Annotated in this window: 16 protein-coding genes; 14 read left to right on the forward strand and 2 right to left on the reverse strand. The window is 67.5% G+C overall.

The annotated features are described in order from the left end of the window. Positions 1–35: 35 nt before the first annotated feature. Positions 36–1031 carry an SDR family NAD(P)-dependent oxidoreductase gene (locus tag EAO27_RS08330; RefSeq protein WP_242779494.1) on the reverse strand — a complete coding sequence of 332 codons (996 nt, stop codon included), beginning with the start codon at positions 1029–1031 and terminating at the stop codon, positions 36–38. Between the two features lie 167 nt (positions 1032–1198). On the opposite strand from EAO27_RS08330, the gene gmd reads away from it, so the two are divergent. The 14 genes from gmd to EAO27_RS08400 all read left to right on the forward strand — a co-directional run bounded on the left by gmd (position 1199) and on the right by EAO27_RS08400 (position 18255). Beyond that, entirely contained in the window at positions 1199–2272 is a 1074-nt protein-coding gene (gene gmd, locus EAO27_RS08335; RefSeq protein ID WP_242779499.1) for a GDP-mannose 4,6-dehydratase, read from the forward strand. A 37-nt stretch (positions 2273–2309) separates the two neighbouring features. Next, positions 2310–3101: a hypothetical protein gene (locus EAO27_RS08340; protein WP_242779502.1), complete on the forward strand. Its 792-nt coding sequence runs from the start codon at positions 2310–2312 to the stop codon at positions 3099–3101. A gap of 27 nt (positions 3102–3128) precedes the next feature. Further along, entirely contained in the window at positions 3129–4058 is a 930-nt protein-coding gene (locus EAO27_RS08345; RefSeq protein WP_242779505.1) for a GDP-L-fucose synthase, read from the forward strand. Between the two features lie 59 nt (positions 4059–4117). Continuing rightward, entirely contained in the window at positions 4118–5581 is a 1464-nt protein-coding gene (locus EAO27_RS08350) for a protein adenylyltransferase SelO (RefSeq protein ID WP_242779508.1), read from the forward strand. A gap of 119 nt (positions 5582–5700) precedes the next feature. Continuing rightward, the gene (gene rfbF, locus EAO27_RS08355; RefSeq protein ID WP_242779511.1) at positions 5701–6486 is read left to right on the forward strand and encodes a glucose-1-phosphate cytidylyltransferase; all 786 of its coding nucleotides are present in this window, start codon (positions 5701–5703) and stop codon (positions 6484–6486) included. Then, complete coding sequence (gene rfbG / locus EAO27_RS08360; protein ID WP_242779514.1) at positions 6480–7604, forward strand: CDP-glucose 4,6-dehydratase; 1125 nt, start codon at positions 6480–6482, stop codon at positions 7602–7604. The genes rfbF and rfbG overlap by 7 nt, the downstream gene beginning before the upstream one ends. A 16-nt stretch (positions 7605–7620) precedes the next feature. Next, complete coding sequence (locus tag EAO27_RS08365) at positions 7621–8070, forward strand: dTDP-4-dehydrorhamnose 3,5-epimerase family protein (RefSeq protein WP_242779517.1); 450 nt, start codon at positions 7621–7623, stop codon at positions 8068–8070. Then, positions 8063–8980: an NAD(P)-dependent oxidoreductase gene (locus EAO27_RS08370; protein WP_242779519.1), complete on the forward strand. Its 918-nt coding sequence runs from the start codon at positions 8063–8065 to the stop codon at positions 8978–8980. The genes EAO27_RS08365 and EAO27_RS08370 overlap by 8 nt, the downstream gene beginning before the upstream one ends. Then, a complete protein-coding gene (locus EAO27_RS08375; RefSeq protein WP_242779522.1) occupies positions 8977–10137 on the forward strand; it encodes a glycosyltransferase in 1161 nt (386 codons plus the stop codon). Before EAO27_RS08370 ends, EAO27_RS08375 begins: the two co-directional genes overlap by 4 nt. A 162-nt stretch (positions 10138–10299) precedes the next feature. After that, complete coding sequence (locus tag EAO27_RS08380) at positions 10300–12687, forward strand: BamA/TamA family outer membrane protein (protein WP_242779524.1); 2388 nt, start codon at positions 10300–10302, stop codon at positions 12685–12687. Continuing rightward, a complete protein-coding gene (locus EAO27_RS08385; RefSeq protein WP_242779526.1) occupies positions 12687–16919 on the forward strand; it encodes a translocation/assembly module TamB domain-containing protein in 4233 nt (1410 codons plus the stop codon). The genes EAO27_RS08380 and EAO27_RS08385 overlap by 1 nt, the downstream gene beginning before the upstream one ends. After that, complete coding sequence (locus EAO27_RS08390) at positions 16919–17155, forward strand: hypothetical protein (protein WP_242779528.1); 237 nt, start codon at positions 16919–16921, stop codon at positions 17153–17155. The genes EAO27_RS08385 and EAO27_RS08390 overlap by 1 nt, the downstream gene beginning before the upstream one ends. 175 nt (positions 17156–17330) lie before the next feature. Beyond that, positions 17331–17903, forward strand: coding sequence for a TMEM165/GDT1 family protein (locus EAO27_RS08395; RefSeq protein WP_242779530.1), 573 nt, complete (start codon positions 17331–17333; stop codon positions 17901–17903). A gap of 22 nt (positions 17904–17925) precedes the next feature. Then, positions 17926–18255: an SMR family transporter gene (locus tag EAO27_RS08400; protein ID WP_242779532.1), complete on the forward strand. Its 330-nt coding sequence runs from the start codon at positions 17926–17928 to the stop codon at positions 18253–18255. Between the two features lie 60 nt (positions 18256–18315). On the opposite strand, the gene EAO27_RS08405 is transcribed toward EAO27_RS08400, so the two are convergent. After that, positions 18316–19476, reverse strand: a complete 1161-nt coding sequence (locus EAO27_RS08405; RefSeq protein ID WP_242779534.1) for a hypothetical protein — start codon at positions 19474–19476, stop codon at positions 18316–18318. Between the last annotated feature and the right edge of the window lie 118 nt (positions 19477–19594).

The following is a 19594-nucleotide window of genomic DNA, read 5'->3' on the forward strand; positions in this document are numbered from 1 at the left end:
CGCCGTCGCGGCTGTCTGGGGGAAGGGAGAGGGCGTCAGAGCCCGTGATACGCGCGGTACCAGGCTACGAAATTGGGGATGCCGACGTCGATCGGTGTCGTCGGCGCATAGCCGAGGTCGCCCGAAATGGCGCTGATGTCGGCATAGGTTTCGGGGACGTCGCCGGGTTGCAGCGGCGCCATTTCCTTGATCGCTTCGCGCCCGCACGCCTCCTCGATCAGCGCGATCATCCGGGTGAGTTCTTCGGAGCGGTTGTTGCCGATGTTGTACAGGCGGTGCGGCGCGACGCTACCCCCCGCCTTGATCGCGCCGTCGTCGGGCGGCGGGTTGGCGATGCACGCCGCGACGCCCGACACGATGTCGTCGATATAGGTGAAGTCGCGGCGCATCGCGCCGGCGTTGAACACCTGGATCGGCGTTTGCTCGAAAATTGCCCTGGTAAAGATCCACATCGCCATGTCGGGCCGCCCCCACGGACCGTAGACGGTAAAGAAGCGCAGCCCGGTGAGCGGAATCCGGTACAGATGGGCGTAGGTCTCGCTCATCAGCTCGTCGGCCTTCTTGGTCGCGGCGTAGAGCGACATCGGATGGTCGACGCGGTCCTCGACGCGGAAGGGCAGCGTCTTGTTGCCGCCATAGACCGACGACGACGAGGCGTAGACCATCGGCACCTGCCGCGTCCGGGCGAGTTCGAGCAGGTTGAGATGGCCGACGAGGTTCGACTGGACATAGGCGTGCGGGTTTTCGATCGAATAGCGAACCCCCGCCTGCGCGCCGAGGTGTGCGATATCGGTGAATTTCGCGTCGGCGAGCGCGGCATTCAGCGCGTTCGCATCCGAAAAATCGACCTGGCGAAAATCGAAGCGGTCGCCGAATTCCTCCGCCAGCTTCGCGAGCCGTGCCCGCTTCAACGCCGGGTCGTAATAGTCATTGATATTGTCGATGCCGATGACGGAGCGGCCTTCGCTCATCAGCCGCCGGGCCAGGTGGAAGCCGATGAAGCCGGCGGCCCCGGTGATGAGCACGGTCACGCAATGTCTCCTGCCTTCGGAAGCGTGGCGATAGACAGCTACGTTCATGGGAACAAGGGCGAAGTTTGTGCAACCGCGAACAGCGCGGTTGACTTCGCGGGTCAGGCGCGGGAAGGGAAGGGCCGTTTGAGAATCAAGCTGTGCCCATGCGCGCGCCCTCCCCAAGAATGAGGAACAACCTCTTGTCTACACAGGAAAAAGTCGCTCTTGTAACCGGCATTACCGGGCAGGATGGGGCCTATCTCGCACGGTTTCTGCTCGAAAAGGGCTATGTTGTTCACGGCCTCAAGCGCCGGTCGTCGTCGTTCAACACCGGCCGGATCGAAGATATCTACCAGGATCCGCACGTCGAGGGCGCGCGCCTGCACCTTCATTATGGCGACCTGACCGACAGCACCAATCTGATCCGCATCGTCCAGGAGACGAAGCCGACCGAGATCTACAATCTCGCGGCGCAGAGCCACGTCCAGGTCAGCTTCGAGACCCCCGAATATACCGCGAACAGCGACGCGATCGGCACGCTGCGCCTGCTCGAGGCGATCCGCATCCTCGGCATGGAAAAGACCTGCCGCTTCTATCAGGCCTCGACGTCGGAGCTTTACGGCCTCGTCCAGGAAGTGCCGCAGCGCGAAACGACGCCCTTTTATCCGCGCAGCCCCTATGCGGCCGCCAAGCTCTATGCCTATTGGATCGTCGTCAACTATCGCGAAGCCTATGGCATGCACGCATCGAACGGCATCCTGTTCAACCATGAGAGCCCGCTGCGCGGCGAAACCTTCGTGACGCGCAAGATCACCCGTGCCGCCGCGGCGATCAGCCTCGGCCAACAGGACCGGCTGTACCTCGGCAACCTCGACGCCAAGCGCGACTGGGGGCACGCCGCCGAATATGTCCGCGGCATGTGGATGATGATGCAGCAGGACGAACCCGACGACTATGTCCTCGCCACCGGCGAGACGACCCCGGTGCGCGATTTCGTGAACTGGGCGTTCGAGGATGTCGGCATCACCCTTGCCTGGCAGGGCGAAGGCGTCGACGAAAAGGGCTATTGCACGAAGAGTGGCCGGTGCCTCGTCGAGGTCGATCCGCGCTATTTCCGCCCGACCGAAGTCGACCTCCTGATCGGCGACGCTTCGAAGGCACACCAGAAGCTGGGCTGGCGCCACGAGACGCCGGTGCGCGAGCTGTGCCGCGAAATGGTGCGCGAGGATGTCCGGCAACTGGCGTCAGCCGCGGGCTGATCCGCGGATGCTCTACCATTATCCATCCCTGAGCGCCGTGGATTTTGGGCTGTTCCGGACGCCGGGCGCGGGGCTGGGCAATCTGCTGTTTCCGATCCTGCGCGCGGTGATCGGACAGGAGGTGCGTGGCGGCACCTTCGTCTATCCGACCTTCGCCCAGTTCAAATGGGGACCGATCATCCGCCGCGAGCGCGACAAGCGCTTCTACACCAATGTCGCGCGGGCGCGCCGCATCGGCGAATGGGGTGACTGGCTGCGCTCGCGTTTCGATGCGCCCGTTGTCGGCGAACGCGACGCCGCGGCGGCGACGCTGACCGACGGCGTGATCCGCTATCGCGGCCTGCGCCACTATTTTCACGATCTTGCGCCGCACACCGCGCTCGTCCGGCGCTGGTACGCCGAAAACATGCGCGCCGCGCCGGCGGACGACGCGTTCGACATGGCGGTCCACATCCGCCTCGGTGATTTCGTCGCCGACCCTGCCCGGACCGGCGACGTCAATACGCGCACCTCGTTCGACTGGTATCGCGCCGCGATCGCCGAAGGTGCAAAGCGGCTCGGGGTCGCCAGTCCGCGCCTGCTCGTGTTCACCGACGGCAGTTTCGACGAGGTTCGCGACGGTCTGGGCCTGCCCGGGCTCCGCTTCGACGAAAGCGTGCACGCCGCCGCCGCTATCTCGCGCATGGCGCAGGCCCCGCTCATCGTGACCTCGCGCTCGACCTTTTCGATGTGGGGCGCCTTCCTCGGCGACCGCCCGGCGATCTGGGACAGCAGTTTCGACTATCGCGAATTTTTCCCGCATCGCGCCGACCTCGACATCAGCCTGTAAGCGGCGCTGCGAAGCAAAGAGACGGACATGAACCTCGAAAACAAGCGCGTCTGGGTGGCGGGTCACCGCGGCATGGTGGGAAGCGCGCTCGTGCGCCGTCTCGCGGCCGAGAATTGCGAGATACTGACCGCCGGACGCGACACGCTCGACCTGCTCGACCAGGCGGCGGTGCGCGCGTGGGTCGCGAAGGAAAGGCCCGACGCGATCTTCCTCGCGGCGGCAAAGGTCGGCGGCATCCTCGCCAACGACAGCTTTCCGGCCGATTTCCTTTACCAGAACCTCGTCATCGAGACGAACATCATCGACGCCGCGCATCGCGCCGACGTCGCCAAGCTCTGCTTCCTCGGTTCGTCGTGCATCTACCCCAAGTTCGCCGAACAGCCGATCGTCGAGGACGCGCTGCTCACCGGGCCGCTCGAGCCGACCAACGAATGGTATGCGATCGCCAAGATCGCGGGGATCAAGCTCGCGCAAGCCTATCGCCGCCAGTACGGCCGCGATTATATTTCGGCGATGCCGACCAACCTCTACGGCCCCGGCGACAATTTCGACCTCCAGTCGAGCCACGTCCTGCCCGCGCTGATGCGCAAGGCGCATGAGGCCAAGGTCGGCGGCGCCAGGACGATGACGCTGTGGGGCAGCGGCACGCCGATGCGCGAATTTCTCCACGTCGACGACTGCGCCGACGCCTGCGTCTTCCTGATGAAGAATTATTCGGGCGCCGATCATGTCAATGTCGGGTCGGGCACCGATATCGCGATCGCCGATCTCGCGCGCCTCGTGTGCGAAGTGGTGGGCGCCGATGTCGAGATCGTCCTCGACACGTCGAAGCCCGACGGCACGCCGCGCAAGCTGATGTCGAACGCCAGGCTCGCCGGCATGGGCTGGACGCCCGGCATCGCGCTGCGCGACGGCATTGCGGCGACCTACGACTGGTTTCTCGCGCACCACGCCTGACGCGCGGACGCTTGCAATCGCGCGGTGCAGGCTCGACAAGGAAGGGCGAGGAACCACCCATGAATTTCGCCTTCGACAACAGCTTCCACCGCGACATGGAGGGCTTTTATGCCCACGCCGAAGCGGCGGCGCCCTCGGCGCCTTCGCTGCTGGCATTCAATCACCCGCTCGCGCGCCGCCTCGGTCTCGACGTCGCGGACGCCGACGACGCGACACTCGCGCGGCTCTTTTCGGGGCAGGCGCTGCCCGAGGGCGCCGATCCGCTCGCCTTCGCCTATGCCGGGCACCAGTTCGGCCATTTCTCGTCCCAGCTTGGCGACGGACGCGCGCTGCTGCTCGGCGAGATCATTGCCCCCGACGGCGCGCGTTTCGATGTCCAGCTCAAGGGATCGGGCCCCACGCCTTTTTCGCGCAATGGTGACGGAAAGGCCGCGATCGGCCCGGTGCTGCGCGAATATCTGGTGTCGGAGGCGATGGCCGCGCTCGGCGTGCCGACGACGCGGGCGCTCGCCGCTGTCGCGACCGGCGACCGCGTCCAGCGCGAACGCGCGCACCCCGGCGCGGTGGTCACGCGCATCGCGTCGAGCCACATCCGCGTCGGCACTTTCCAGTTCTTCGCCGCGCATTTCGGGGCGGAACATGTGATCCAGCTGTCGGACTATACCGTCCGCCGTCATTTCCCCGATCTCGCGGGTGCCGCGAACCCGCACCTCGCGCTGCTCGAACGCGTCGTCGCGCTGCAATGCGAACTCGTCGCCAGCTGGCTGAGCCTCGGTTTCGTTCACGGCGTGATGAACACCGACAATGTCGCGGTCAGCGGCGAGACGATCGACTATGGTCCCTGCGCCTTCATGGACCGTTTCGCCGCCGAGACGGTGTTCAGTTCGATCGACGCCAACGGCCGCTATTCCTATGCGCGCCAGCCGCAGATGATGCACTGGAACATGGCGCGCTTCGCCGAGGCCCTGCTCCCTGCAATTCACGCCGTCGATCCCGCCGGCGTCGAACAGGCGAAGGCGCGCATCGACGCGATCCCCGCGCTGTTCCGGACCGCGTGGCTGGACCGCATGCGGCGCAAGCTCGGGCTCGGCCGCGCGGACGACGGAGACGGCGCGCTGGTCGACGGCCTGTTCGCCGATCTCGAACGCCTGCAGGTCGATTTCACCGGCTTCTTCCGCGCGCTTGCTGCACTGCTCCGCGGCGATGCCGGGCCGATCGAGGCGCTGCTGCCCGAACCCGATGCGATGGCGCCGTGGATCGCCGGCTGGTGGCAGCAGCTCGAGCGCGAGGATGTCGACCCGATCGAGCGCGCCGCGGCGATGGACGGGGTCAACCCGCTCTATATCCCGCGCAATCACCGGGTTGAGGAGGCGCTGGTCGCGGCCGAGGCGGGCGACATGGCGCCGTTCGAGGCGCTGCTCGAAGTCGTTCGCCATCCCTTTGTCGCGCGCACCGACTGGGCCGCCTATGCGACGCCCGGCCCCGCCGAGGCGGCGCCCTACGTTACCTTCTGCGGCACATGACATGTTTTACGGCCTCAAGCGCGTTGCGGCGTCCTGTCTTTGCGGCTACCGAGCGGGCACCGAAAAACCCAATCGATTCCGCCGCATCCTGACCAACAGAACGGAATGAGCTCACCCCTATGAAAGCACTGATCCTCTGCGGCGGCCGTGGCACCCGCCTGCGCGAAGTGTCGGAAACCCTTCCCAAGCCGATGGTGCCGATCGGCGGCAAGCCCATCGTCTGGCACATCATGAAAATCTATGCCGCGCACGGCATCACCGATTTCGTCCTGCTCCTCGGCTACAAGGGCGACATCATCCGCGACTATTTCCTCAACTATGCGAACCAGGCGTCGGACGTCACCGTCGACCTGTCGAAGCGCGGAGAGGACCGGTTGCAGTTCCACAAGCACCAGAGCGAGGACTGGAAGGTCACGCTCGCCGAAACCGGCGAGGATGCGATGACCGGCGCGCGCATCCGCCGCGGCGCCCGCTATCTGGACGATGCCATGCATTTCTGCGCGACCTATGGCGACGGCGTCGGCGACGTCGACATCAAGGCGCTGATCGATTTCCACAAGGGGCACGGCAAGACCGCGACGCTGACCGGCGTCTATCCGCCGGGCCGCTTCGGCGAGCTCAACACCGACGGCGGCACGGTCAACAGCTTCAACGAAAAGCCCCAGGTTTCGGGCGGGCACATCAATGGCGGCTTCTTCGTGTTCAACCGCGATTTCGTCGACACCTATCTCGACGACCGCGAGGATCTGATCCTCGAACGCGACCCGATGGAACGCCTCGCCGCCGACCGCGAACTGATGATGTTCGAACATAACGGCTTCTGGCAGCCGATGGACACGCCGCGCGAATATTCGCTGCTCAACGAACTGTGGGCCGAAGATCAGGCGCCCTGGAAGACGTGGTAAACGGCATGTTCGGCGACGCCTATCGCGGCAAGACCGTGCTGCTGACCGGTCACACGGGCTTCAAGGGCTCGTGGCTCGCCGAATGGCTGCTGACGCTCGGCGCCAATGTCGTCGGTTTCTCGCACAAGGTCGACGACGGCCCGACGCATTTCGGCAGCCTCGGGCTCGCCGACCGCATGACGCATATCATCGGCGACGTGCGCGACGCCGATGCGGTGAACGAGGTCGTGGCGGCGCACCGGCCCGACTATGTCCTGCACCTCGCGGCGCAGGCGCTCGTCCGCTACAGCTATGACAATCCGGTCGAAACGATGGCGACCAACGTCATGGGCACCGTGCATGTCCTCGACGCGCTGCGCCGCGCCGGACGGCCCGCGGTCGCGGTCTGCGTCACCTCCGACAAATGCTACGAGAATCGCGAAATCCTGTCGGGATATCGCGAGGACGACCCGATGGGCGGGCACGACACCTACAGTGCGTCGAAGGGCGCGGCCGAGATTGTCGCGCACAGCTATCGCCGCAGTTTCTTCTCGGCCCCCGACAGTCCGGTGAAGATGGCGACGGTGCGTGCGGGCAATGTCATCGGCGGCGGCGACTGGTCGCTCGACCGCATCGTCCCCGATTGCGTGCGCAGCCTGTCGAAGGGCGAGGCGATCCGCATCCGCAACCCGCATGCGACGCGGCCCTGGCAGCATGTCCTCGAATCGCTGAGCGGCTATCTCTGGCTCGGCGCGCTGCTCGGCGGCGCGGCGACGACGGCGCGGGTTCGGTCCTCGACCGATGTCACCGAAGCCTTCAACTTCGGCCCCTGGGTCGAAGCCAATGGTTCGGTCGAGCGGCTCGTTACCGAGTTCCTCAGGCACTGGCCCGGCGAATGGATCAACGCTGCCGAAGCCGGCGCGGTGCACGAGGCGGGGCTGCTCGGCCTGTCGATCGACAAGGCGTATCACAAGCTCGAATGGGCGCCGACGCTCGACTTCGCGGGCGGCGTCGCGCTGACCGCGGGCTGGTACAAGGCGGTCGTCGCCGACGGCGCCGACGCGCTGGCGCAGACGCGTCACGATATCGAAACCTATGTTGCTCAGGCGCGGGCCAAGTCGCTCGCCTGGGCGGCCTGACTACAAGGAAAAGACCATGATCGACGGCGTCATCATCACCCCGCTGCGGCAGATTCCCGACGAGCGCGGCAAGATCATGCACATGCTGCGCAGCGACGCTCCGCACTTCGACAAGTTCGGCGAAATCTATTTCTCGTGCGTCCAGCCCGGCGCGATCAAGGCGTGGCACATCCACAGCGAGATGACGCTCAACTATGCCGTCGTCCACGGCCGCATCAAGTTCGTGCTCTACGACGACCGCGAAGGCTCGCCGACGCGCGGCGAATTGCAGGAAATCTTCATGGGCGAGGATAATTATTGCCTCGTCACCGTGCCGCCCTTCGTATGGAACGGCTTCAAGGGGTACGGCCAGTATCCGGCGATCGTCGCCAACTGCCCGACGCACGTCCACTCGGCCGACGAAATCGACCGCATGGATCCCTTCACCGACAAGATCCCGTATAACTGGGACGTCCGCCATGGCTGATTGCCGGCTGCTGCTCGTCGGCGGCAGCGGATATTTCGGCGCCCGGCTGGCGGAAGCGCTGGCCGGCGAATGCGATGTCGCGGTCACGGTGCGGTCGGACACCCCGGCACGCAGCGCGTGGCTCGCCGACCGGGGTATCGCGTCGTTTCGCTACGACAGCAGCACCGACGCGGCGCTCCCCGGCGGCGATTTCGAGGCGATCGTCAATCTCGCGATGCCCGGCGCGCAGGCGGCGGGCAAGGATGCCGACGCCGCGATGGCGCAGGGCCGCAGCACCGCGGCCGCGTGTCTCGCCGCGCTGCGCGGGGGCAGGGCGGCGCGCCTCATCCATTTCTCGACTTTCCACGTCTACGGCGGGCAGGCCGCCGAAACCTATGTCGAGGACATGCCCAAGGCGCCCGGGCATCCCTATGGCCGGACGCATCTCGCGATCGAGGGCGAACTCACCGCCAGCGACGTCGCCGATCGCATCGCGATCCTGCGCCCGACCAACATGGTTGGCGCGCCCGCGCACCGCGACCTCGGCGAACAGGCCGGGCTGATCTTCCTCGACCTCTGCCGCCAGGTCGCCGAGACCGGCGCGATGGCGCTGCGCAACGACGGGCAGAGCTATCGCGATATCCTGCCCTTCGACGACGCGATCGCCGCGGTGCGCCTGCTGCTGCGCGCCGAGGCCGGCTGGAACGATATCTTCAACCTCGGCGCGGGGCAGGCGATCACGATGCAGGCGCTTGCCGAAGGTATCGCCGCCGCCGCGCCGCAGCCGGTCGCGATCACCTATGGCGACGGCACCGACGCGTTCCGCAGGCCGTTCGCGGTCGATGTTTCGCGCCTCGGCGCGCTCGGCTGGGCGCCGGTCGCCGGCATCGCCGACGAGGCGCGCCGTACCATCGCCGCCTTCGCCGCATGAGCGGTCCGCGCCTCCTCGCCATCTCGCTGTCGTGCCACGAACCGGTCAACCGCGCGCTGTTCCGCGAGATCGGCGCGCTCGGTATTCCCGTCCATCTCGTCGTCCCGCGCCGTCATTTCGTGGGCGGCACATGGCGCGACACCCCCGACTTCCCGCCCGAAAATTACGAGCTCACGCTGCTCGACCTCAGCGGCACCAACCAGCGCACCCATACGCTCAAGGGGCTGCAAGCGGTCGTCGACGCCTTTGGTCCGACGCATATCTATTGCGACAGCGATCCGGCGAGCATGATGGTCCGCCAGGCGAAACAGGTCGCGCCGCACGCGCGGCTCTGGTCGCTGACCGCGGAAAATATGCCGCAAAGCCTTGGCATTGACCTCAAAAAAGCCGCCGAAACGCGCAATCCGGCGGGCATTGCCTCGGCGCTGGTCAAGGCATGGCTGCGCCGCTCGGCGCGCCGCAGGGTCGACCGCGTGCTGACGCTCAGCGCCGACGGCACCGCGCTGATCGAGGCGATGGGGCTCACCGCGACGCAGGTGCCGCTCGGTTTCGATCCGCGCCTGTTCCGGCCGCTGCCCGAGGCGCGCGAGGCGGTGCGCGCCGAACTCGGGCTGACGCGCCCGACGATCGCCTATTTCGGGCGCCAGACCCCCGAAAAGGGCATCCATCTGCTGATCGACGCGCTCGACCGCATCCGCGACCGCGACTGGCAGTTCCTGATCGACGATTTCATCGGCACCTCGGCCTATGCCGCGCAGCTTCAGGCACAGATCGAGCGGCTGAACCTTCGCGACCGCGTCATCTTCTTCGAATCAAAGCATGAGGACATGGCGCGCTACATGAACGCCGCCGACATCGTCGTGCTGCCGTCGCTCAGCACCCCCAAGTGGAAGGAGCAGTACGGCCGCGTCATCCAGGAAGTGATGGCGTGCGGGCGCACGATGGTCGGCAGCCGCTCGGGCGCGATCCCCGAGGTGATGGGCGGGCACGGGCATCTGTTCGACGAGGGCGACGTCGCGGGCCTCGCAAGCCTGCTCGGCACCCTGCTCGACCGCGGCGATTTCGCCGATGGCGCGGCGCGGAGCCATGCGCTGGCCCGGCTGTCGGTCGACCGTCAGGCGGCGATCATGGCCGACTTGCTGCGACGCGAAGCCTGACGCGCGGCCCGGCTTCGGAACCAGACCCGTTCCGTTTCGTTGCGAGAGACAGCAGCAGGGGAAAGAGCATCGCGATCGCACCATCCGTCTGCAATCCCCGCCAGATTCCGGTTGCGCGGCTTCGTGCCACGGGACACAAGCATGGCTGATGGCGGCCAGCAGATGCAAAATTCTGAAAATCTTCGCGAATTGATCCTCGCGCTCCGCGGCGGGGTCTCGCCGCGTTCCTTGCTCGCGCTCTCGGCTTCGCTCGCCTGTTTTGCCGCAATCCCGGCGGCAGCGCAGGACGTTCCCGCGCGACAGGCCGAAGACCCGGCTGCGCCCGCCGACGCAGCCGAAATGGCGAAACCGACGCCGCCGCCGCCCGATGCGAACTTTCCGCCGGTCGAACCGATCATTCCCGACGAGGAGTTCGACCGCGCCATCCCGTCGATCGCGGTCGAGGATGATCCCGAACTCGATGTCCCGCTCGAATCGATCGCCGAATTCGAGCGCCGGCAGGCCGCAAAGGCCGCAGCCGATGGCGAAACCCCGCCCGGCTCGGAACCGGTCCCCGTTCCCGCGCTGGCCGACGGCGACCCGATCGAGGCGATCGGCGACGCGCCGATCCGCGACACCGAACTCGCGGCCCCGCTGCCGCCGCTCGAAAGCTTCAGCGTCGAACCGGTCGAGTTCGCCGAGCCCGAATCGACCGACGAGACGGTCAAGGTCGCCTATTCGGTACAGGTCAACGGCCTCGCCCTCGCCGACGAGGCGAGCGACGCGAACCTCGCCGGCCTGTTCAGCGATTTGTCGGCGCTCCATGACGGCGACGGCGAGGCCGCCAACGCCGCGATGGTACGCGCGCGCCTGACCGCCGACGCCGAACTCATGCAGCGCATCCTTGCGTCCGAAGGCTATTATGACGCGGAGGTCGACACGCGCCTCGACCGCAACGGCGGCGACGGCGATGGCGGGGACCGGAACGGCGGGCGCGGACAGGCAGCGAACGGCGACGCCGCCACGACCGCAACCACGAGCGCCGCCGACAGCCGTCCGCGCCAGCGCCGACCTTTCGTGGCGATCATCGACGTCGTACCGGGCCAGCGCTACACCCTGTCCGACATCGTCATCCAGGCCGGACCGACGGTACCGCCGACGCTGATCAAGGATAATTTCCCGATCGCGATCGGCGAACCGATCATCGCGCAGCGTATCCAGGGCGCCGAGGCGGCGATCGCGCTCAAGCTTCCCGAGGAAGGCTATCCCTTCGCCACCGTCGGCCAGCGCGACATTCTGCTCGACGGTGCGACGGGCGAGGGCGTCTACACGCTGCCGGTCGACGTCGGACCGCGCGCGCGCTTCGGCGGCTTCCGGACGACGGGCAAGCTCGCGTTCGACGTCGAGCATGTCGAAACGCTCGCGCGCTTCCGGCGCGGCGACCTCTACGACAGCCGCAGGACCGACGACCTGCGCCAGGCGCTCGTCGCGACCGGCCTCTTCGCGACCGTCGCGGTCGAGCCCGAAAAGACCGGCGAGCCGGCGGGCGACGGCACCGAATATGTCACCATGCTGGTGACGCAGGAGGCCGGCCCGCCGCGCACGCTGGCGGCGAGCGCGGGGTACGGCACCGGGCAGGGGCTGCGCGTCGAGGGCAGCTGGATGCACCGCAACCTGTTCCCGCCCGAGGGGGCGCTGATCATCCGCGGTGTCGCGGGCACGCAGGAACAGGCGCTCGGCGCGACGCTCCGCCGCTCGAACGCGGGTCGCCGCGACCGCACCGTCGAACTCGTCGTCGAGGCGTCGCGCAGCGATTATGACGCGTTCGAGGCGCTGACCGGGCGCATCGGCGCGCGCGTCAGCTTTGACTCGACGCCGATCTGGCAAAAGAAGTTCACCTATGCCTACGGCCTCGACCTGATCGCGACGAGCGAGGATGACTATGACTTCCTTCTCGGCGCGCGCGACCGCAGCGTCTATTATATCGCGGGATTGACCGGCCAGGTCGGCATGGATCGCACCGACAGCCTGCTCGATCCGACCAAGGGCTTTCGCGCCACCGCGCTGATCCAGCCCGAAGGCTCGCTCAGCGGGCGCTTCTCGCCCTATGCGCGCGTGCGTTTCGACCTCAGCGGCTATTATCCGGTCACCGACAGCATCGTGCTCGCGGGCCGCGTTCGCGCCGGATCGATCCTCGGCGCCTCGCGCGAACGGCTTGCTCCCTCGCGGCGCTTCTACGCCGGCGGCGGCGGGTCGGTTCGTGGTTTCGGCTACCAGCAGCTCGGGCCGAAGGATCCGAACAACGATCCGATCGGCGGACGCAGCGTCAGCGAGGCCGCGATCGAGGCGCGCTACCGCTTCGGCAATTACGGCATCGTCGGCTTCGTCGACGCGGGACAGGTCTATCGCGGCTCGACCCCCGATTTTTCCAACATGCGTTACGGGGTCGGCATCGGCGGGCGCTTCTATACCAACTTCGGCCCGATGCGGCTCGACATCGCGACCCCGATCGATCGCCAGCCCGGGGAATCGCGCGTCAGCGTCTATGTCTCGATCGGACAGGCTTTCTGATGGCGGAGGACGCCGCTTTCGACGATGGTCCGCCGCCCGCGCCGGCCAAGGCGCGTTCATGGCCGCTGCGCATCGCACGCGGTGTCGGCGTGGCGCTGCTCGGTCTCGTCGCGCTCGTCGCGCTGTTCCTGATCGGGCTCAACAGCGATGCCGGGCGCCGCTTCGTGGTCACCCAGCTCGAAAAATATGAATTCGAAAACGGGATGAAGATCGGCATCGGCCGCCTCGACGGGTCGCTCTACGGCGCGATGACGATCCGCGAACTCACGCTTGCCGACCCGCAGGGCGTCTTCCTGCGCTCGCCCGAGGTCAAGCTCGACTGGCGACCGTTCGCATATCTTTCGAACCATATCGACGTCCGTTCGGCGACTGCCGCAACGATGACGCTGCAACGACTGCCCGCGTTAAAGCCGGTCCCCGACACCGGCGAACCGCTGCTTCCCGACATCGACATCGACGTCGCGAAACTGCAAGTCGACCGCTTCATCTTCGAACCCGCGGTCGCGGGCGAGCGGCAGGAAGCACGGATAACGGGCAAGGTCGCGATTGCCGACCGCCGCGCCCAGGTCACCGCCAACGCCGAAACGATCGGCGCGAACGCAAAGGGCGACAAGCTTGCGCTGGTCCTCGACGCGGTTCCCGAAACGAACCGGCTCGCGCTCACGCTCGATCTCAATGCGCCGCAGGGGGGCGTGCTCGCCGCGATCGGCGGCTTCCGCGAACCGCTGACGGCAAGGCTGGCAGGCAAGGGCGACTGGAAGGTCTGGAACGGCACGCTGACCGGCAGTCTCGGCACCGCACCGCTCGCACGCCTCGGGCTGGCGGCGCGCGACGGCGTCTTTGCGGTCAAGGGGACGGCGCAGCCGTCGCGGCTGTTCGCGGCCGGCCCGGTGGCCAATCTGCTCGGCACCGAAACCAGCGTCGACGTCACGGCGCGCCTCGCCGAACGCAAGGCCGACCTCGACGGTCGCATCGCTTCCGACGCCTTCCGCCTCGGGATCAGCGGCGGCGTCGACCTCGGCACCAGCCGCTACGACGAACTGCAACTCGCGCTGGTGCTGCTCAAACCCGGGGCGGTCGCCCCCTATGTGCGTGGCAGCGGCCTGCGCGCGCAGGCGCGCCTCAACGGCGCGTTCGCGCTGCCGGCGGTCGAATATCAGGCGAACGTGACCAGTCTCGCGGTCAACGATATCATCGTCGACGCGCTCGTTCTCTCGGGCAAGGCGCGCGTCGATCCCGACCAGATCTTCATTCCGGTCGCGGGCCGCGCGAGCCGCATCCGCGGGCTCGACACCGTCGCGGGCGGAACACTCGTCCAGGTGCGCCTCGACGGCGATCTCGCGTACAAGGATGGCCGCCTGCTCAGCGACAACATGCGCCTGCGATCGAGCCGCATCGACGCGAAGGCGATCCTGATCGCCGATTTCAATCGCGGCTTCTACACCGGCGCGATCGATGGCCGGATCGACGATTATCGCATCGAAAGCGTCGGCATCTTCGACATCGACACCGACGCCGACCTCAAGACCGCACCGAACGGCGGGTTCGAAATCGTCGGCCGCGTCCGCGCGCGCTCGACGCAGCTCTTCAACTCGGGGGTTCGCAACATACTCGGCGGCAATGCCGTCGCATCGGGCGACGTCCGATACGGCACCGACGGGATCACCCGTTTCGCCAACCTGCGCCTCAACGCACCGTTGATGCGCGTGACGAGCGGGCAGGGGAGCTATGCCCCCAATGGCCAGATCAACCTGACCGCGCGCGCTTCCTCGTCCGAGTACGGCCCGCTCGGGCTCCAGCTTGCCGGAACGATCACCGATCCGCGCGCGACGCTGACCGCGGACCGGCCCGGGCTCGGCATCGGCCTCTCGAAACTGGTCGCGCGGATCAACGGCGCGCCGAAGGGCTACCGCCTCGCCGCGACCGGCGACACCGATTACGGCCCGCTCAGCGCCGATGTCGTGCTGCTCACCGCGGCCGGGCCGCTCACGATCGACGTCGAGCGTGCCGACCTGTCGGGCATCGGCTTCAAGGGGCGGCTGGTGCAGAGCAACGCCGGTCCCTTCGTCGGCCAGCTCGATGCGTCGGGGCAGGGGCTCGGCGGGCTCGTCCGGCTCAGCGCCGCCGGGCAATATCAGGCCGCGGCAATCAACGTGCGCGCGAACAATGTCGTGCTTCCCGGAGCGGCCCAGCTTTCGGTCGGCTCGGCGATCGTCGATGCCGACGTCATCCTCTACGACCAGCCGCGCGTCATTGCCGATATCCAGCTCGCCAGTACGCGCATCCGCGAATTCGACATCGCCGTCGGGCGGGTGAAGATCGACTATCAGAACGGCGCGGGCAAGGCGCAGGCGCTGGTCGAAGGGACGAGCGGCGTGCCCTTCCGCGTCGCCGCCAACGCCGACCTCCAGCCAAAGCTGTGGCGCGCCTCGGTTCAGGGGCGCGCGACCGGCATCAATTTCCGCACGACCAGCCCGGCCCGCATCATCCCCGGCGCCGACGGTTACGAATTGCTGCCGACCACCGTCGATTTCGGGCGCGGCAGCAGCGCGCGGCTCGCCGGGCGCTTCGGCGAGGGGATCATGCTCCAGAGCCGCCTCGACCGGGTCAACCTGTCGCTGCTCAACGCCATCTATCCCGGCATGGGGCTTGGCGGCCGCGCGAGCGGCAGCCTCGATTTCGAACAGGCGGGCGCCGACAGCTTCCCGCGCGCCGACGCGCGGCTGACGCTCGACGATTTCACCCGCACCACCGCGGCGACGGTCAGCCAGCCCGTCGACGTCAATGTCGTCGGCAAGCTGCTTGCCGACGGCGGCGACGTGCGCGCGGTGATGCGCAAGCGCGGCAGCGTGATCGGGCGCATGCAGGCATCGCTGCGCCCGCTGCCCCCCGGCGCCGGAAGCTGGACCACCCGTCTCAGCGCCGCCCCGCTCGGCGGCGGCATTCGCTACAATGGCCCTGCCGACACGCTCTTTTCCTTCATCGGATCGGGCGACCAGCGCGTCGGTGGTCCGATCGGCGTCGCCGCCGATTTCAGCTGCCGCCTCTCCGCGCCCTGCCTCGAGGGGGTGATCCGCGGCAACGCGCTGACCTACGAAAACCTGACTTACGGCACGCGCCTGACCAACATGGCGGTCAGCGGCCGTTTCTCGGGCGACCGGCTCGAAATCGAACAGCTGACCGCGACCGCCGGCGACGGAACGGTCAAGGCGTCGGGCTATGTCAGCCTCGCACAGGCGAGCGGCTATCCTATGAAGATCGACGCGGTGCTCGACAATGCGCGCCTCGCGCGCAGCGAGGGCCTGTCGGCGCGTGCCACGGGCAACCTGACGCTCGAAAAGGTCGCCGGACAGACCGCCCTGCTCTCGGGCAGCCTGCGCCTCCCCGAAACGCGCTACCGCATCGTACGCCAGGGGGCCGCCAGCGTGCCCGTGCTCACCGGCGTCCGCCGCAAACCGCCCGCGGGCCGCCAGCGGATCAGCGGCGACGGGCTGGCAGCGGTCGGCGGCAGCCTGTTCGACCTCATCCGCCTCGACATCCGCCTGCGCGCGCCCGACGAAATCTACGTCAGCGGCATGGGGCTCGAATCCGAATGGCAGGCCGACGTCACGCTCAAGGGCACGACAGAGGCGCCGCGCGTCACCGGCGAGATCGAGCTGGTGCGCGGTACGCTGGGCTTCGCGGGACGTTCGTTCGATCTCGAGGAGGGCAGGGTGACCTTCCCGACCGGCGACGCCTACGACCCGTCGATCCGCCTGCTCGCGAGCGACACGTTCGACAATGTGACGGTGAACGTCAGCGTTTCGGGCCGCGCGCAGAATCCGCAGATCGCTTTCTCGAGCGTTCCCGGCCTGCCGCAGGACGAGATCGTTTCGCGCATCCTGTTCGGCAGTTCGATCACCGAATTGTCGCCGCTCCAGGCGGTGCAGCTCGCCGCGTCGCTCAACAGCCTGCGCGGCAGCGGCGGGCTCAGCCCGCTCGGCGCGCTGCAGTCGGCGACCGGCATCGACCGCCTGCGCGTCCTCGGCCCCGACGACGCGCAGGGGCGCGGTACTGCGCTCGCCGCGGGCCAGCACATCACCAACGACATCTACCTCGAAGTGATCACCGACGGCCGCGGCTATACCGCGACCCAGCTCGAGATCAGCCTGACCCCCGCGCTGTCGATCCTCAGCCAGGCGGGGGGCTCGGGACAGACGAGCTTCAGCGTCCGCTATCGCAAGGATTATTAATGCACGCCGCCGCCCTGATCCTCCCGCTGCTGCTGCTCGCGGCGTGCAAGGACGAACCGAAGTTTGAGGAACGCTTCGACAAGGCGGCGAAAGAGGTCGAGGCGCGCGCCAAGGCGATGGACGCCGACATCGCCGCCGCCGACAAGGCGGCGAAGGACGCGGGCGAGGAGGCTCCCGCAAAGGCCTTGCCTTCGCCGTCCCTCCCGGCTAACCCGCCCCCGTCATCTGGGGAGTAGCCAGCCGTCGTTCGCGACGGGCCGCCGCGTCAACATACTCGGTCGAGAGGCCGTGGTGCGGTGGAAGCGGGACACCGCTTGGGCGAGACCAATGGCATCGAACCCACGTCCGGGCCGGGCGGCGGGTGCCGATGTCCGTTGGAATCGTACTGCCGCCCGGCCCCGGAGTCGCTTTATGGAAGCCCTGTTCACCTCGACCGCCATCGTCGCGCTCGCCGAGATCGGCGACAAGACGCAGCTGCTCGCGATCCTGCTGGCGACGCGTTTCAACCGTCCCGCGCCGATCATCCTCGGCATCCTCGTCGCGACGCTCGCCAATCATGCGCTGGCCGCGCTGCTCGGCGCCTCGGCCGCGGCCTTCCTCGACAGCCCGGTCTTCCGCTACGCGATCGGCGCGAGCTTCGTCGCAATGGCAGCATGGACGCTGATCCCCGACAAGTTCGAGGACGACGAAGCCCCCAAGCCGCGCTTCGGGGCGTTCCTCACCACGCTCGTCGCCTTCTTCCTCGTCGAAATGGGCGACAAGACGCAGGTCGCGACGATCGCGCTCGGCGCGCAATATCAGAATGTCGCGCTCGTCACCGCGGGCACGACGCTCGGCATGATGATCGCCAACGTCCCCGCGATCTTCCTCGGGCACGAACTGCTCAAGCGCGTCAACCTCGACACGGTGCGCCGCGTCGCCGCCCTTCTGTTCCTCGTGATCGGCCTCTGGGTGCTCGCGCAGGCGGCGGGCTGGGTCGGATAAGCCGGAAAGGAGAAGCCGGGTCATGGCCTATGTCTATCTCGCGATCGCGATCGTCGCAGAGGTCGTCGCGACCTCCAGCCTCAAATGGTCGGAGGGGTTCACCCGGCTCGGGCCGTCGCTCGTCACGGTCATCGGCTATGCGATCGCCTTCTATTTCCTGTCGCTGACGCTGCGCACCGTCCCGACCGGCATCGCCTACGCGATCTGGTCGGGGGTCGGGGTCGTGCTCATCGTCGCCGTCGCCTGGATCTTTCAGGGGCAAAGGCTCGATGCCCCCGCGCTCGCCGGCATCGCGCTGATCGTCGCGGGGGTGATGGTGATGAACCTGTTTTCGAAAGCCGCGGTGCACTGACCGTCACTGTTCGCCGAAAGCGGCGATGGGGTAGGGCGCCCGCTCGCCCTGCGGGTTCGCTTAACGCCTGATCGACGGCAACCGCGCGAGCTGTGCGACGAGCTGCGCCTGGCTCGTCGCGCCGGTCTTGCGGAAGACGCCCTTCAGCAGGAAGCGGGCGGCGTTGAGGCTCACCGCGCGCAGCGCCGCATAATCCTGCAGCGTCTGGCCGCCCGCCAGCCCGACCGCCAGTCGCGCCTCGGCCGGGGTCAGCCCGAACCATTGCGCGACGCGGTCGATCTCGACGACCGGGGTCTCGCCCGGCGCGCTGCCCAGCGTCACGATCAGCGACGCGCCGTGGCTGACACCGCCGATCTTCTGCGCCGCCTGGGGCGAAATGCGCGCGACGAGCACCGGGCATTCGGCGCCCGACGGCGCGATCGCCTGAAAGGCCAGCCCGGCGGGGGCGGGGTTGTGGATCAGGTCGGCGAGCTTCTTCTGGCTCGCGGGGTGGGTGAAGGCGAAGCGATCCTGCGCCAGGCTGATGAAACCCGCCTCGGCATAGCGTCCGGCGCGGCGGTTGGCCGACAGGATATTGAGCCGGTCGTCGAGGCTGAAGATCGCAAAGGGTGCAATGTCGGCAGCGGCCCGCGCCGCCCCCGCCGCCAGCTCGAGTTCCGCGATACGGTCGCTGATCCGCATCGCGCGCTGGATATGCGGCGCGAGCACGCGCAGTCCGCGCTTGAGCGGCGCGACATCGCGGTCGCCGGGTCCCGGCAGCATCAGCCCCAGCCGCTCGCTCGCGCGGCGGTCGAGCAGCACCCCGACGAGCCGGTCGATCCCGTAAGGCTGGAGGAAGTTGCGGAAGAATTCGGACTGGTAGAATTCGTCGCGCGTCATGATCTCGTAACTGTCGACGACGCTGCCATTGGCGTAGCGCATGAATTTGCGCGACCAGGGATGGTTGCCGGCATAGACGCCGGTGTAGATTTCCTGGATGCCCGCAGCGAGGCCGGTTGCCGCGACGAAGCGCGCGCGCGGCGGGCTGCTTCCTTCCCACAGGATGAACGCGGCTTCCCAACTCAGCGGACAGAGCGCGCCGGTGACCCGCGCCAGCGTTTCGTTCCAGCTTTCGGGGTGCAGGACCGAATCATAGATGCGCCCGATCAGCGCGTTGAGCGTTTCCCATTCGGCATGCGCGTCATGGCCCGAAGGAAAGATCGGTGCATTGTTCGCCGGCATCCCCGTCCCCCGCCGAGAAAATCGATGGGCACAGGATAGAGGAAGGTATCGCGCCGTGCCAAGCCTCAATGCGATGCAAAAAATCGCCGAAGCTACCCGGATGGGTAGCGCGTTCGCG

The sequence above is a fragment of the Sphingopyxis sp. YF1 genome (assembly GCF_022701295.1).
Taxonomy (GTDB): domain Bacteria; phylum Pseudomonadota; class Alphaproteobacteria; order Sphingomonadales; family Sphingomonadaceae; genus Sphingopyxis.